The sequence below is a fragment of the Erwinia sp. 9145 genome (genome assembly GCF_000745075.1).
GTDB lineage: Bacteria > Pseudomonadota > Gammaproteobacteria > Enterobacterales > Enterobacteriaceae > Erwinia > Erwinia oleae.
Genome location: NZ_JQNE01000001.1, coordinates 4173239 through 4186630 on the forward strand (window position 1 = coordinate 4173239; position 13392 = coordinate 4186630).

Sequence of the window (13392 nt, forward strand, 5' to 3'; positions counted from 1 at the left end):
CGGGCGTCGACTGACGCCCGCGCACTTTACAGATTCTGGAGTATGAGCATGCCTAAGTACCGTTCCGCTACGACCACTCACGGCCGCAACATGGCCGGCGCCCGCGCCCTGTGGCGCGCCACGGGAATGACCGATGACGATTTCGGCAAGCCGATCATTGCCGTGGTCAACTCCTTCACGCAGTTTGTGCCAGGGCACGTTCACCTGCGCGATTTGGGAAAACTGGTTGCCGAACAGATTGAGGCTTCCGGCGGCGTGGCGAAAGAGTTCAACACCATTGCGGTTGATGATGGCATCGCGATGGGACACGGCGGCATGCTTTATTCGCTGCCGTCGCGCGAGCTGATCGCTGACTCCGTGGAGTACATGGTGAACGCGCACTGCGCCGATGCGATGGTTTGCATTTCTAACTGCGATAAAATCACGCCGGGCATGCTGATGGCTTCGCTGCGTCTGAATATTCCGGTGATCTTCGTTTCCGGCGGCCCAATGGAGGCCGGGAAAACCAAACTCTCCGATAAAATCATTAAGCTGGATCTGGTAGACGCGATGATCCAGGGTGCCAATCCGAACGTCAGCGACGCCGACAGCGAGCAAATTGAACGTTCCGCCTGCCCGACCTGCGGTTCCTGCTCCGGTATGTTCACCGCGAACTCAATGAACTGTCTGACCGAAGCGCTGGGGCTTTCGCAGCCGGGCAACGGTTCGCTGCTGGCGACGCACGCCGATCGCAAAGACCTGTTCTTGAATGCGGGTAAGCGCATTGTTGGTCTGGCCAAACGTTATTACGAGCAGGATGACGAGAGCGTGCTGCCGCGCAACATCGCCAATAAATCCGCATTTGAGAACGCCATGACGCTGGATATCGCCATGGGCGGCTCGACCAATACCGTTCTGCACCTGCTGGCTGCCGCGCAGGAAGGCGAAATCGATTTCAATATTTCCGATATCGATCGCCTGTCGCGCAAGGTGCCGCACCTGTGCAAGGTTGCGCCCAGCACGCAAAAATATCATATGGAAGACGTGCATCGTGCGGGCGGCGTCATCGCTATTCTCGGCGAGCTGAGCCGCGCGGGCCTGATGGACAACAGCGTGCGCAACGTGCTGGGGTTGAGCCTGCAAGAAACGCTGGATCAGTACGACATCATGCTGACCAAAGACGATGCGGTAAAAACCATGTTCCGCGCAGGCCCGGCGGGTATCCGCACCACCCAGGCGTTTTCCCAGGATACGCGTTGGGACACGCTGGACGACGATCGTCAGGAAGGCTGTATTCGTTCGCGCGAGTTTGCGTTCAGTCAGGACGGCGGCCTGGCGGTACTTTACGGCAATATGGCTGAAGATGGCTCTATCGTGAAGACGGCAGGCGTTGACAAAGAGAGCCTGACCTTCCGTGGCCCGGCAAAAGTTTACGAGAGCCAGGACGACGCGGTCAGCGCGATTCTCGGCGGCAAAGTTGTGGCGGGCGACGTCGTGGTGATTCGCTACGAAGGGCCAAAGGGCGGGCCGGGCATGCAGGAAATGCTGTATCCGACCACTTACCTGAAATCAATGGGCCTCGGCAAAAGCTGTGCGCTGATCACCGACGGTCGCTTCTCCGGCGGCACCTCCGGTCTGTCAATCGGCCATGCCTCACCGGAAGCCGCCAGCGGCGGTACCATCGCGCTGGTGAAAGATGGCGATATGATTGATATCGATATCCCTAATCGTGGCATCAGGCTCGACGTACCGGACAACGAGCTGCACGCGCGTCGCGAAGAGGAAGAAGCCCGTGGCGAAGCGGCCTATACGCCGCACGGTCGCGAACGTCAGGTCTCTTTCGCCCTGCGCGCCTATGCGCTGCTGGCCACCAGCGCCGATAAAGGCGCCGTCCGCGACAAGAGCAAGCTGGGAGGCTGATAATGGCAGAGTCGCTACCCGCGCAGCCCTGCGGCGCAGAATATCTGCGCGCGGTGCTGCGTTCGCCGGTCTATGAAGTGGCGCAGGTCACACCGCTGCAAAAGATGGAGAAGATCTCCTCGCGTCTTGGCAACACCGTGCTGGTGAAACGTGAGGATCGGCAGCCGGTGCACAGCTTTAAGCTGCGCGGCGCCTACGCGATGATTGCCTCACTGACCGGCGAGCAGAAAGCGCGTGGCGTGATCACCGCATCGGCGGGCAATCATGCGCAGGGCGTGGCGCTCTCGGCAACGCGCGTCGGCATCAAATCGTTGATCGTGATGCCTGTTGCGACCGCTGACATCAAAGTGGACGCGGTGCGGGCATTTGGCGGCGAGATCTATCTGTTTGGCGCAAATTTTGATGAGGCGAAGGCAAAAGCCATCGAACTGGCGGAGCAGAAAGGCTACACCTTCGTGCCGCCGTTCGATCACCCGATGGTGATTGCCGGACAGGGCACGCTGGCGATGGAGCTGTTGCAACAGGATGCGCACCTCGATCGCGTCTTTGTGCCGGTTGGCGGCGGCGGGCTGGCGGCGGGCGTGGCCGTTCTGATTAAGCAACTGATGCCGCAAATCAAAGTGATTGCCGTGGAGTCCGTAGACTCCGCCTGCCTGAAGGCGGCGCTGGACGCGGGCGAACCGGTTGATTTGCCGCGCGTCGGGCTGTTCGCCGAAGGCGTGGCGGTCAGGCGTATCGGCAGCGAAACCTTCCGTCTCTGTCGGGAATACCTTGATGACATCATTACCGTTGACAGCGACGCGATCTGCGCGGCCATGAAAGATCTGTTTGAGGATGTGCGCGCGGTTGCTGAGCCGTCGGGCGCGCTGGCGCTGGCGGGCATGAAGAAATATGTCCAGCAGCATCAGATCAAAGGGGAACGTCTGGCACACGTGCTGTCGGGTGCGAACGTCAACTTTCACGGTTTGCGTTACGTTTCAGAGCGATGCGAACTGGGCGAACAGCGCGAGGCGCTGCTGGCGGTCACCATTCCTGAACAGAAAGGCAGCTTCCTGAAGTTTTGTCAGATCCTCGGCGGGCGTTCGGTAACCGAATTCAACTACCGTTACGCCAACCCGGACGACGCCTGCATATTTGTGGGCGTGCGTCTGACGCGCGGTCTGGAAGAGCGGCAGGAGATCCTGCAACAGCTGAGCGAGGGCGGCTACCACGTGGTCGACCTCTCTGATGATGAAATGGCGAAGCTGCATGTGCGTTACATGGTTGGCGGTCGTCCGTCGCGGCCGCTGCGGGAGCGCCTGTTCAGCTTTGAGTTTCCGGAAGCGCCCGGCGCGCTGCTGCGTTTTTTACAAACGCTGGGCACGCACTGGAACATCTCTCTGTTCCACTATCGCAGCCACGGTACGGACTTTGGCCGTGTGCTGGCCGCCTTCGAAGTGGGCGATATCGAGCCGCAGTTTGCCGAACATCTGGCAGCGCTCGGTTATGATTTTCACGATGAAACCAGTAACCCGGCCTTCAGCTTTTTCCTGGCGGGTCAGTCTGCATCAGACTCCAGAACGCATCAATAAGCGGCTCGTTGAGCCGTTTTTTTTGCACGCAAACGCCCAGTTCGAACGGCGCAACCATCTCAATATGATCCAGTTCAAGGATGCGATTGCGCACCGGTTCGGGGCTGTTTTCCAGCACCACGTCCGGCAGCAGCGCGATGCCGCAGCCCAGCGCGACCATTGAGACAATGGCTTCGTGGCCGGAAACCGTGGCGTAAATCAAGGGGTTAGTAATTCGACGACGGCGAAACCATAAATCGATACGCTGCCTGGCCGGCCCCTGATCGGGAAGAATAAACGGAATTTGTGACCAGTCAGGCTCCGGCAGGATCGCCTGGCTGCGCACCGGGCACGGCAGTGCAGGCGCGATCAGCAGCAGCGGGATCAGCCCCAGCGGCGTAAAGCCAATACTGGCAGGCAGCGTTTCGGGACGGCCGGCGATGGCAATATCCGCCTCAGCGCTTTGCACTTTTTCCACCGCGTCGGCGGCATCGCCGGTGGTCAGTTTGATTTCGACCAGCGGATGCCCGGCGCGAAAACGGTCAAGGATCGGCGGCAGATGGCTGTAAGCGGCAGTAACCGAGCAGAACAGACGCAGTTCGCCGCTCAGCGACGGGCCGCTGTGGCCGATAGCGTGGCGCAGTTGCTGATACTGCAACAGCGTTTGCTGCGCAAACTGGCGGAGCTGCTCACCCGCATCGGTAAGCGTCACGGTGCGGTTGTCGCGCAGGAAAAGCGTCTGGCCGAGATCTTCCTCCAGCCGCTGGATTTGTCGTGAAAGCGTGGACGGGCTGACGTGCATCGCGCGCGCGCTGCGGCCGAAGTGGCGGCTCTCCGCCAGATGCAGGAATAGTTTCAGGTCACGTAAATCCATGCGCGGCAGCCCTCATTTTGGCGTTGCAGTTATTGCAATATCACGTTGTTAATATATCAATTTAAGCAATACATTTCCTGTCATATGATGGGGACAATCATGAGGCAAACGCCTCGCACGAATAAAAAACGCAACACAACCTCATACGGAGTACCCATGGCCAACTATTTCAACACGCTGAATTTGCGCAACCAGTTAGCGCAGTTAGGTAAATGTCGCTTTATGACACGCGATGAATTCGCCGATGAAGCAAGCTACCTGAAAGGCAAAAAAGTCGTCATCGTGGGCTGCGGCGCTCAGGGCCTCAACCAGGGCCTCAACATGCGTGATTCCGGTCTTGATATCGCTTACGCGCTGCGTGCGGAAGCCATTGCTGAGAAACGCGCCTCCTGGCGTAAAGCCACCGAAAACGGTTTTAAAGTGGGCACTTATGAAGAGCTGGTGCCGCAGGCCGATCTGGTGGTTAACCTGACGCCGGACAAGCAGCACTCCGACGTGGTGCGTACCATTCAGCCACTGATGAAAGACGGTGCGGCGCTGGGCTACTCGCATGGTTTCAACATCGTTGAAGTCGGCGAGCAGATCCGTAAAGACATTACCGTGGTAATGGTTGCGCCCAAATGCCCCGGCACCGAAGTGCGCGAAGAGTACAAGCGCGGTTTCGGCGTGCCGACGCTGATTGCCGTTCACCCGGAAAACGATCCGAAAGGCGAGGGCATGGCGATTGCTAAAGCCTGGGCGGCAGCCACCGGCGGACACCGCGCGGGCGTGCTGGAATCCTCTTTCGTTGCGGAAGTAAAATCTGACCTGATGGGCGAGCAGACCATTCTGTGCGGCATGTTGCAGGCCGGTTCTCTGCTGTGCTTTGACAAGCTCGTGGCGGAAGGTACCGATCCTGCCTATGTCGAAAAGCTGATTCAGTTTGGCTGGGAAACCGTCACCGAAGCGCTGAAGCAGGGCGGTATCACGCTGATGATGGATCGCCTGTCTAACCCGGCGAAGGTGCGTGCGTATGCGCTTTCAGAACAGCTGAAAACAATTATGGCGCCGCTGTTCCAGAAGCACATGGACGATATCATTTCCGGTGAGTTCTCTTCCGGCATGATGGCCGACTGGGCCAATGATGATAAAAAACTGCTGGGCTGGCGTGAAGAAACCGGTAAAACCGCGTTTGAAACCGCGCCGCAGTTTGAAGGCAAAATTGCCGAGCAGGAGTATTTCGATCAGGGCGTGGTGATGATCGCTATGGTTAAAGCGGGCGTTGAGCTGGCGTTTGAAACCATGGTTGATGCGGGCATTATCGAAGAGTCTGCCTATTACGAATCACTGCACGAACTGCCGCTCATCGCCAATACCATTGCGCGTAAGCGTCTGTATGAGATGAACGTGGTGATTTCAGATACCGCCGAATACGGTAACTATCTCTTCTCTTACGCGGCGGTTCCGCTGCTGAAAGAGTTTATGACCACGCTTCAGGCCGGCGATCTGGGCAAAACGGCAGCCGCTTCGGCGACCGTCGACAACGCCCAACTGCGTGACGTCAACGAAGCGATCCGTAATCATGCTATCGAAGCCGTTGGCCGTAAACTTCGTGGCTACATGACCGATATGAAACGTATTGCCGTTGCGGGCTGACCGCGAGCGCATACTAAAAAAGAGCGGATATCCGCTCTTTTTTTTTAGTTACGGTAAAGCACTTTAATAACGTGATAACCGAACTGGGTATGCAGCGGGCCGTAAGGCACCAGAAGCGGGCAGGAGAACACCACTTTATCGAACGCCGGCACCATCGCGCCCTGTTTGAATTCACCTAAATGGCCGCCTTTCTTACCTGACGGACAGGTTGAATGCTTTTTCGCCAGCTTTTCAAAATCGGCGCCCTGTTCCAGCTGCGCCAGAATGTCCTGCGCCTGTTTCTCTTCCTTAACAAGGATGTGCATTGCTGCTGCTGTTTTTGCCATGATCGAACCTTGAGTCCTGGAGTTGTAGCTGGCTATACTACCACGCTGTAAATTCATTCTTCCTGTCATTTCACTGAGCACTCTTCTTATGCGTCTTAATCCTGGCCAGCAACACGCCGTCGAATTTGTCACCGGGCCTTGTCTGGTGCTGGCCGGTGCCGGATCGGGCAAAACGCGCGTGATCACCAATAAAATCGCCCATTTGATCCGTGAATGCGGCTATCAGGCGCGACACATTGCCGCCGTCACCTTTACCAACAAAGCTTCACGCGAGATGAAAGAGCGCGTGGCGCAAACGCTGGGCCGAAAAGAGGCGCGCGGGCTGATGATCTCCACTTTCCATACGCTGGGGCTGGAGATCATCAAGCGGGAGTATGCGGCGCTGGGCATGAAGTCGAACTTCTCGCTGTTCGACGATCAGGATCAGCTGGCGCTGCTGAAAGACCTGACCGAAGAGTGGCTGGAAAATGACAAGAATCTGCTGCAACAGTTGATCTCGACGATTTCCAACTGGAAAAACGATCTGATGGATCCGGCACGTGCGGCGGCGTCGGTGAAATCGGAGCGCGATCGGCTGTTTGCACACTGCTACGGTCTGTACGATCGTCACTTAAAATCGTGCAACGTGCTGGACTTTGACGATCTGATCCTGCTGCCCACGCTGCTGTTTCAGCGCAACACAGAAGTGCTTGAGCGCTGGCAGCAACGCATCCGTTACCTGCTGGTGGATGAATATCAGGACACCAATACCAGTCAGTACGAACTGGTGAAGCTGCTGGTTGGCGCGCGGGCGCGTTTCACCGTGGTGGGCGACGACGATCAGTCTATCTACTCCTGGCGCGGCGCCAGGCCGCAGAACCTGGTGCTGCTGAAAGAGGATTTTCCCGCGCTTCAGGTCATCAAGCTGGAACAGAACTATCGCTCGTCCGGGCGCATTCTGAAAGCGGCGAACATCCTTATCGCCAATAATCCGCACGTCTTTGAAAAACGGCTGTTCTCTGAGTTGGGCTATGGCGCAGAGCTGAAAGTGGTGATGGCAAATCACGAAGATCACGAGGCGGAGCGCGTGGCCGGTGAACTGATCGCCCACCATTTTATCAATAAAACGCAGTATAAAGATTACGCAATTCTCTACCGTGGCAACCATCAGTCGCGCGTCTTTGAAAAAATGCTGATGCAGAACCGCATTCCCTATCGCATTTCCGGCGGCACCTCGTTTTTCTCGCGACCGGAAATCAAAGACCTGCTCGCCTATCTGCGCGTATTGACCAATGCAGACGATGACAGCGCCTTTATGCGTATTATCAATACGCCGCGCCGCGAAATTGGTGCAACGACGCTGCAAAAACTGGGCGAATGGGCGACGCATCGCAATAAAAGTTTGTTTCAATCCAGCTTTGATATGGGCCTGGAGCAAACGCTGTCGGGGAGAGGGCTGGAAGCGCTTCGACGGTTTACTTACTGGTTGAAAGAGATTGCTCAACTGGCCGATCGTGAGCCGGTCGCAGCCGTTCGCGACCTGATCCGCGGCATCGACTACGAGAGCTGGCTGTTTGAAACCTCGCCCAGCCCGAAAGCCGCTGAGATGCGCATGAAAAACGTTAACACGCTCTTTCAGTGGATGACGGAAATGCTGGAAGGCAGCGACATCGATGAGCCAATGACGCTCACGCAAGTGGTCACGCGCTTTACGCTGCGCGACATGATGGAGCGCGGCGAAAGCGATGAAGAGTCCGACCAGGTGCAGCTGATGACGCTCCACGCGTCGAAAGGGCTGGAGTTCCCTTACGTGTACATGGTCGGCATGGAAGAAGCGCTGTTGCCGCACCAGAGCAGCATTGATGAGAACAATATCGAAGAGGAGCGACGCCTTGCTTACGTGGGCATCACCCGCGCGCAGAAGGAGTTGACCTTTACGCTGTGTCGCGAGCGCCGCCAGTACGGCGAGCTGGTGCGTCCCGAGCCCAGCCGCTTCCTGCTGGAACTGCCGCAGGACGATCTTAACTGGGAGACGGAGCGCAAAGTAGTCAGCGCCGAGCAGCGGATGCAAACCGGCCAGAGCCGCGTGGCCGGTTTGAAGGCGATGCTGGAAAAAGCGAAAGGCGGGTCGGGCGGCAGCTAAGGTTTACTTATAAAATCACCAGCGGCCAGTGCACGTAACTCTGCCAGTGGCACTCCTGCTCAAGTAATTCTGCACGCAGAGGATGCGCTTCCATCCAGTCAGCAGGCAGGGTGATGCTCAGCGTGTCGTCGTCGGCATGCAGCCTGACCGCAGGCAGCGTATCGTCGCGGCGGCGGCTGGAAAAGATAATCGCCAGACGCAGCAGACGGCAAAGGCGTTCAGCCATGCGCGGCGGCACCGCGTTTTGCTGCGCCAGCAACGCCAGATCGATACCGTTTATCTGATTTTGCAGCAGCGTGGCGAGCAGCTTTTTCTGAGCGGGCGTAAAACCAGGAAGATCGAGATGGCGAATAAGGTATGCGGCGTGCTGAGGCGCCTGTCTGAAATCGACGCTGAGGCCAATTTCATGGATCAGGCAGGCGCTGTCGAGTAACTCACGACATCGTTCGTCCAGCTTCCAGCTCTGGCTGACCTGACGCGTGAAGCTTTCCGCCAGCTGGCGCACACGCTCTGCCTGCTCCACGTCAATCGCAAAGCGGCGTTGGATGTTGTGTAGTGTGCGGCTGCGAATATCGCGATCCACCGGCAGATGCAACATGCCGTAAACCAGCCCTTCGCGCAGCGCGCCGCCGGCCAGCGTCATGCTGTTGATGTTCAGCTCAGTAAATATGGCGATAAGAATCGATAATCCACTGGGAAAAACCAGCGCTCTTTCCAGCGTCAGCCCTTCAATCTCCAGCTCTTCCAGCTTGCCGCACTGAATGGCGCGCTGCTTAAGCTGTTGCAGCTTGGCAAGGGTGATGCGTTCGTCCATTCCCTGCGCCATCATAATTTCCTGAAGCGCCTGAACCGTACCGGAAGCGCCGACGCACACCTGCCAGCCGTGCTCGCAAAGCTTATCAGCTACCGGACGGATCATTGCGCGCGCGGCCTGTTCCGCTTGTTCAAAATTTTCCTGACCCAGGTGCCTGTCGGCAAAATAGCGTTCAAGCCAGGTGACGCAACCCATGGAAAGACTGAACAGGGAAGTGGTCTGCGCGCCGCTTCCCGTAACCAGTTCAGTGCTGCCGCCGCCGATATCCACCACCAGGCGCTTATCAGAGCCGCCGGTGGTATGCGCCACGCCCTGATAAATCAGCCGTGCTTCCTCTTCGCCGGTAATCACATTTACCGGACAACCCAGAATCTGCTGCGCTTTATCAAGGAAGTCGGCGGCATTGGTCGCCAGCCGCAGGGTAGCCGTTGCCACCACGCGGATCTGGCCGGACGGAATGTCCTGAAGCTGCTCGGAGAACAGCCGCAGGCAGTGCCATCCACGCGCCATTGCTTCATCGGAAAGATGGCTGTCGCTGTTCAGGCCTGCCGCCAGACGCACTTTGCGTTTAATGCGCGCAACGGTCTGAATATTGCCCGCCACTTCGCGCACCACCAGCATATGAAAGCTGTTCGATCCTAAATCTATCGCAGCATAAAGTGATGATGCGCGCAGCATAGTCGCCTTAACCTGACCGTTTACGGTTGTTGTTGCGCGGCGCGCTGCCGCGACGATTATTGTTGCCGCCGCGACGCGGGCCATTGCCAGAACGGCTGCGCGTCAGCCGCTTAGGCGGCGGCAGATCGTTCATCAGCGCCTCGCTGTTGTAGCGGCTAACGGGAATGCTGTGGCCAATGTACTCTTCAATTGCCGGCAGATTCAGGGCGTACTCTTCGCAGGCCAGACTGATGGAATGCCCGTTGGCGCCAGCGCGGCCTGTGCGGCCGATGCGGTGAACGTAATCTTCGCGGTCATCCGGCAGATCGTAGTTAAATACGTGCGTGACGGCAGGAATATGCAGACCCCGTGCGGCGACATCCGTCGCAACCAGAATATCAACGTCGCCTTTGGTGAAGTCGTCCAGAATGCGCAGACGCTTCTTCTGCGCGACGTCGCCCGTTAACAGGCCAACGCGATGACCGTCGGCGGCAAGGTGACCCCAGATGTCTTCACAGCGGTGTTTGGTATTGGCGAAAATAATGGCGCGATCCGGCCACTCTTCTTCCAACAGCGTTTGCAGCAGACGCATTTTCTCTTCGTTAGACGGATAGAAAAGCTCTTCTTTAATGCGGTGACCGGTTTTTTGTTCCGGCTCGACTTCGACATATTCCGCGTTGTGCATGTTTTCGAATGCCAGCTCGCGCACGCGGAAAGAGAGGGTTGCGGAGAACAGCATATTCAGGCGCTGGTTCGCGGCAGGCATGCGGCGGAACAGCCAGCGGATATCTTTAATAAAGCCGAGATCGAACATGCGATCGGCCTCATCAAGCACGACGACCTGAATGGCGCCCAGGTTAACGTGGTTTTGCTTGGCGTAGTCGATCAGTCTGCCGGTGGTGCCGATTAAAATATCGACGCCGCTTTCCAGCACCTTGAGCTGCTTATCGTAGCCATCGCCGCCGTAGGCCAGCCCACAGCGCAGACCGGTAGAGTCCGCCAGCGGTTCGGCATCGGCATGGATCTGCACGGCCAGTTCGCGCGTTGGGGCCAGGATCAGCGCGCGTGGCTGATTGACCTGACGGCCTTCCGGCGCCGGGTGAGAAAGAAGATGATGAAACGTTGACGTCAGAAACGCCATCGTTTTTCCGGTACCGGTTTGCGCCTGACCCGCAACATCACGCCCTGAGAGCGTAAAAGGCAATGCGAGTGCCTGAATAGGCGTGCAGTTATGGAAGCCTTTAGTTTCAAGGGCTTCAATCACCTGAGGGTGCAGGGCGAAGTCGGAAAACTTCTGTTCGGTTAAGTGTGTTTTGCTCATAGTGTGGTAGAATATCAGCTTACTATTGCTTTACGAAAGCGTATCCGGTGAAATAAAGTCAACCTACGTTGGCAGATTTTACGCCAATCAGCCAGGCATAATCTTTTGGAGTAAGACATGAGCAGCGATAAAATTGTGCACCTGACCGATGACAGCTTCGAAACCGACGTATTGAAAGCTGACGGTTTGACGCTGGTCGACTTTTGGGCAGAGTGGTGCGGCCCGTGTAAAATGATCGCCCCGATACTGGATGAAGTTGCTGAAGAGTACGACGGCAAACTGACGGTGGCGAAACTGAATATCGACGACAACCCTGGCACCGCGCCGAAATACGGTATTCGCGGCATCCCAACGCTTCTGCTGTTTAAGAACGGCGAAGTGGCAGCCACCAAGGTTGGTGCGCTTTCTAAAGGTCAGCTGAAAGAATTTCTGAACGCTAACCTGGGTTAATGGCTACCCGGCGTCCGGCGTTGAGTGAATTTTTCGCTCTTCGCTGGACGACCAGCATTAAGCATGCTAATTTACCTCTACTGCACTACGCACTTACCTGTAGTTAGAATCTTAGAATTACCCCTTGTTGAGCATTGGACGTGACCGATTTACGGCAACTCAGCAATCTGACGGTTAGCATCATCAGCACTTCCAGCATCTTGTCCTTACCGTCTCCTCATTTAAGATCTTCGTTATCCTGTACGCGATCGTTGAGGGGAGCCTGATGAGAATGCTGTTAACAGGCATGGATTTTTCGCCATTCCACTTACGACAAACATTTCGAGATTTACCCCGAGTTTAAGAACCCACCATTATGAATCTTACCGAATTAAAAAATACGCCGGTTTCTGACCTGATTACACTCGGCGAAAATATGGGACTGGAAAACCTGGCGCGCATGCGCAAACAGGACATCATTTTCTCCATTCTCAAGCAGCATGCTAAAAGCGGCGAAGACATTTTCGGCGACGGCGTTTTGGAAATATTGCAGGATGGATTTGGATTTCTCCGTTCCGGAGACAGCTCCTACCTCGCCGGCCCTGATGATATCTACGTTTCCCCCAGCCAGATTCGCCGTTTTAACCTTCGCACAGGCGATACCATCGCCGGTAAAATTCGTCCGCCAAAAGAAGGCGAACGCTATTTTGCCCTGCTGAAAGTTAATGAAGTTAACTACGACAAGCCTGAGAACGCGCGTAATAAGATTCTGTTTGAAAACTTAACGCCGCTGCACGCTAACTCTCGTTTGCGCATGGAGCGCGGCAACGGTTCTACCGAAGATCTGACGGCGCGCGTGCTGGATTTGGCTTCGCCAATCGGTCGTGGCCAGCGCGGCCTGATCGTGGCGCCGCCTAAAGCCGGTAAGACGATGCTGCTGCAAAACATCGCAACGAGCATCGCTTACAACCATCCAGACTGCGTGCTGATGGTGCTGCTGATTGACGAACGTCCTGAAGAAGTTACCGAAATGCAGCGTCTGGTTAAGGGTGAAGTGATTGCCTCGACCTTTGATGAGCCCGCGTCCCGCCACGTTCAGGTTGCCGAAATGGTGATCGAAAAAGCGAAGCGTCTGGTTGAACACAAAAAAGACGTCATTATCCTGCTCGACTCCATCACGCGTCTTGCACGTGCCTATAACACCGTTGTGCCTGCCTCCGGCAAGGTTCTGACCGGTGGTGTGGATGCTAACGCTTTGCATCGTCCAAAACGCTTCTTCGGTGCCGCGCGTAACGTGGAAGAGGGCGGAAGCCTGACCATTATCGCCACCGCGCTGGTCGACACCGGTTCGAAAATGGATGAGGTCATCTACGAAGAGTTTAAAGGTACGGGCAACATGGAACTGCATCTGGCGCGTAAAATCGCAGAGAAGCGCGTGTTCCCTGCCATTGATTACAACCGCTCAGGTACGCGTAAAGAAGAGCTGCTTACCAGCTCTGAAGAGCTGCAAAAAATGTGGATTTTGCGCAAAATCATTCATCCGATGGGTGAAATCGACGCAATGGAGTTCCTCATTAACAAGTTAGCCATGACCAAAACGAACGACGAGTTTTTTGATATGATGAAGCGTTCTTAACGCTCATCAGCTCGCTGAAAGGCTCTGCATTTGCGGGCCTGAGCGGCGAAAAACGCGCCTGACGCCACGTATAAACGTGGCGTTTTTCATTTTTGAGTTATACGATATTTCACTAATACGATAAATCAG

The 13392-nt window shown here is 56.3% G+C and carries 10 protein-coding genes; 6 read left to right on the forward strand and 4 right to left on the reverse strand.

Annotated elements, in window-relative coordinates; all coding sequences use genetic code 11:
• The first annotated feature begins 48 nt into the window (after positions 1–48).
• Positions 49–1899 carry a dihydroxy-acid dehydratase gene (gene ilvD / locus FA91_RS19620; protein WP_034918576.1) on the forward strand — a complete coding sequence of 617 codons (1851 nt, stop codon included), beginning with the start codon at positions 49–51 and terminating at the stop codon, positions 1897–1899.
• 2 nt (positions 1900–1901) lie between these two features.
• Positions 1902–3470: a threonine ammonia-lyase, biosynthetic gene (gene ilvA, locus FA91_RS19625; RefSeq protein ID WP_034918578.1), complete on the forward strand. Its 1569-nt coding sequence runs from the start codon at positions 1902–1904 to the stop codon at positions 3468–3470.
• On the opposite strand, the gene ilvY is transcribed toward ilvA, so the two are convergent.
• A complete protein-coding gene (gene ilvY, locus FA91_RS19630; protein WP_034918581.1) occupies positions 3418–4323 on the reverse strand; it encodes an HTH-type transcriptional activator IlvY in 906 nt (301 codons plus the stop codon). The genes ilvA and ilvY overlap by 53 nt on opposite strands.
• Positions 4324–4479: 156 nt before the next feature.
• Here ilvY and ilvC point away from each other — a divergent pair, with 156 nt between their 5' ends.
• Positions 4480–5958, forward strand: coding sequence for a ketol-acid reductoisomerase (gene ilvC, locus FA91_RS19635; RefSeq protein ID WP_034918583.1), 1479 nt, complete (start codon positions 4480–4482; stop codon positions 5956–5958).
• A 44-nt stretch (positions 5959–6002) separates the two neighbouring features.
• On the opposite strand, the gene ppiC is transcribed toward ilvC, so the two are convergent.
• Positions 6003–6284 carry a peptidylprolyl isomerase PpiC gene (ppiC, locus tag FA91_RS19640; protein ID WP_034918584.1) on the reverse strand — a complete coding sequence of 94 codons (282 nt, stop codon included), beginning with the start codon at positions 6282–6284 and terminating at the stop codon, positions 6003–6005.
• A gap of 88 nt (positions 6285–6372) precedes the next feature.
• On the opposite strand from ppiC, the gene rep reads away from it, so the two are divergent.
• Positions 6373–8406 carry a DNA helicase Rep gene (rep, locus tag FA91_RS19645; RefSeq protein ID WP_034918586.1) on the forward strand — a complete coding sequence of 678 codons (2034 nt, stop codon included), beginning with the start codon at positions 6373–6375 and terminating at the stop codon, positions 8404–8406.
• A 7-nt stretch (positions 8407–8413) separates the two neighbouring features.
• Here the strand turns inward: rep and gppA are convergent, their stop codons facing one another.
• Together gppA and rhlB are read right to left on the reverse strand one after the other, a co-directional pair.
• Positions 8414–9898, reverse strand: coding sequence for a guanosine-5'-triphosphate,3'-diphosphate diphosphatase (gene gppA / locus FA91_RS19650; protein WP_034918588.1), 1485 nt, complete (start codon positions 9896–9898; stop codon positions 8414–8416).
• Positions 9899–9905: 7 nt separating this feature from the next.
• Positions 9906–11198, reverse strand: a complete 1293-nt coding sequence (rhlB, locus tag FA91_RS19655) for an ATP-dependent RNA helicase RhlB (RefSeq protein WP_034918590.1) — start codon at positions 11196–11198, stop codon at positions 9906–9908.
• A gap of 117 nt (positions 11199–11315) precedes the next feature.
• Between rhlB and trxA the strand changes: the two genes are divergently transcribed.
• A complete protein-coding gene (gene trxA / locus FA91_RS19660; protein ID WP_034918593.1) occupies positions 11316–11648 on the forward strand; it encodes a thioredoxin TrxA in 333 nt (110 codons plus the stop codon).
• Positions 11649–12003: 355 nt separating this feature from the next.
• The gene (gene rho, locus FA91_RS19665; protein ID WP_034918596.1) at positions 12004–13263 is read left to right on the forward strand and encodes a transcription termination factor Rho; all 1260 of its coding nucleotides are present in this window, start codon (positions 12004–12006) and stop codon (positions 13261–13263) included.
• Positions 13264–13392 lie beyond the last annotated feature (129 nt).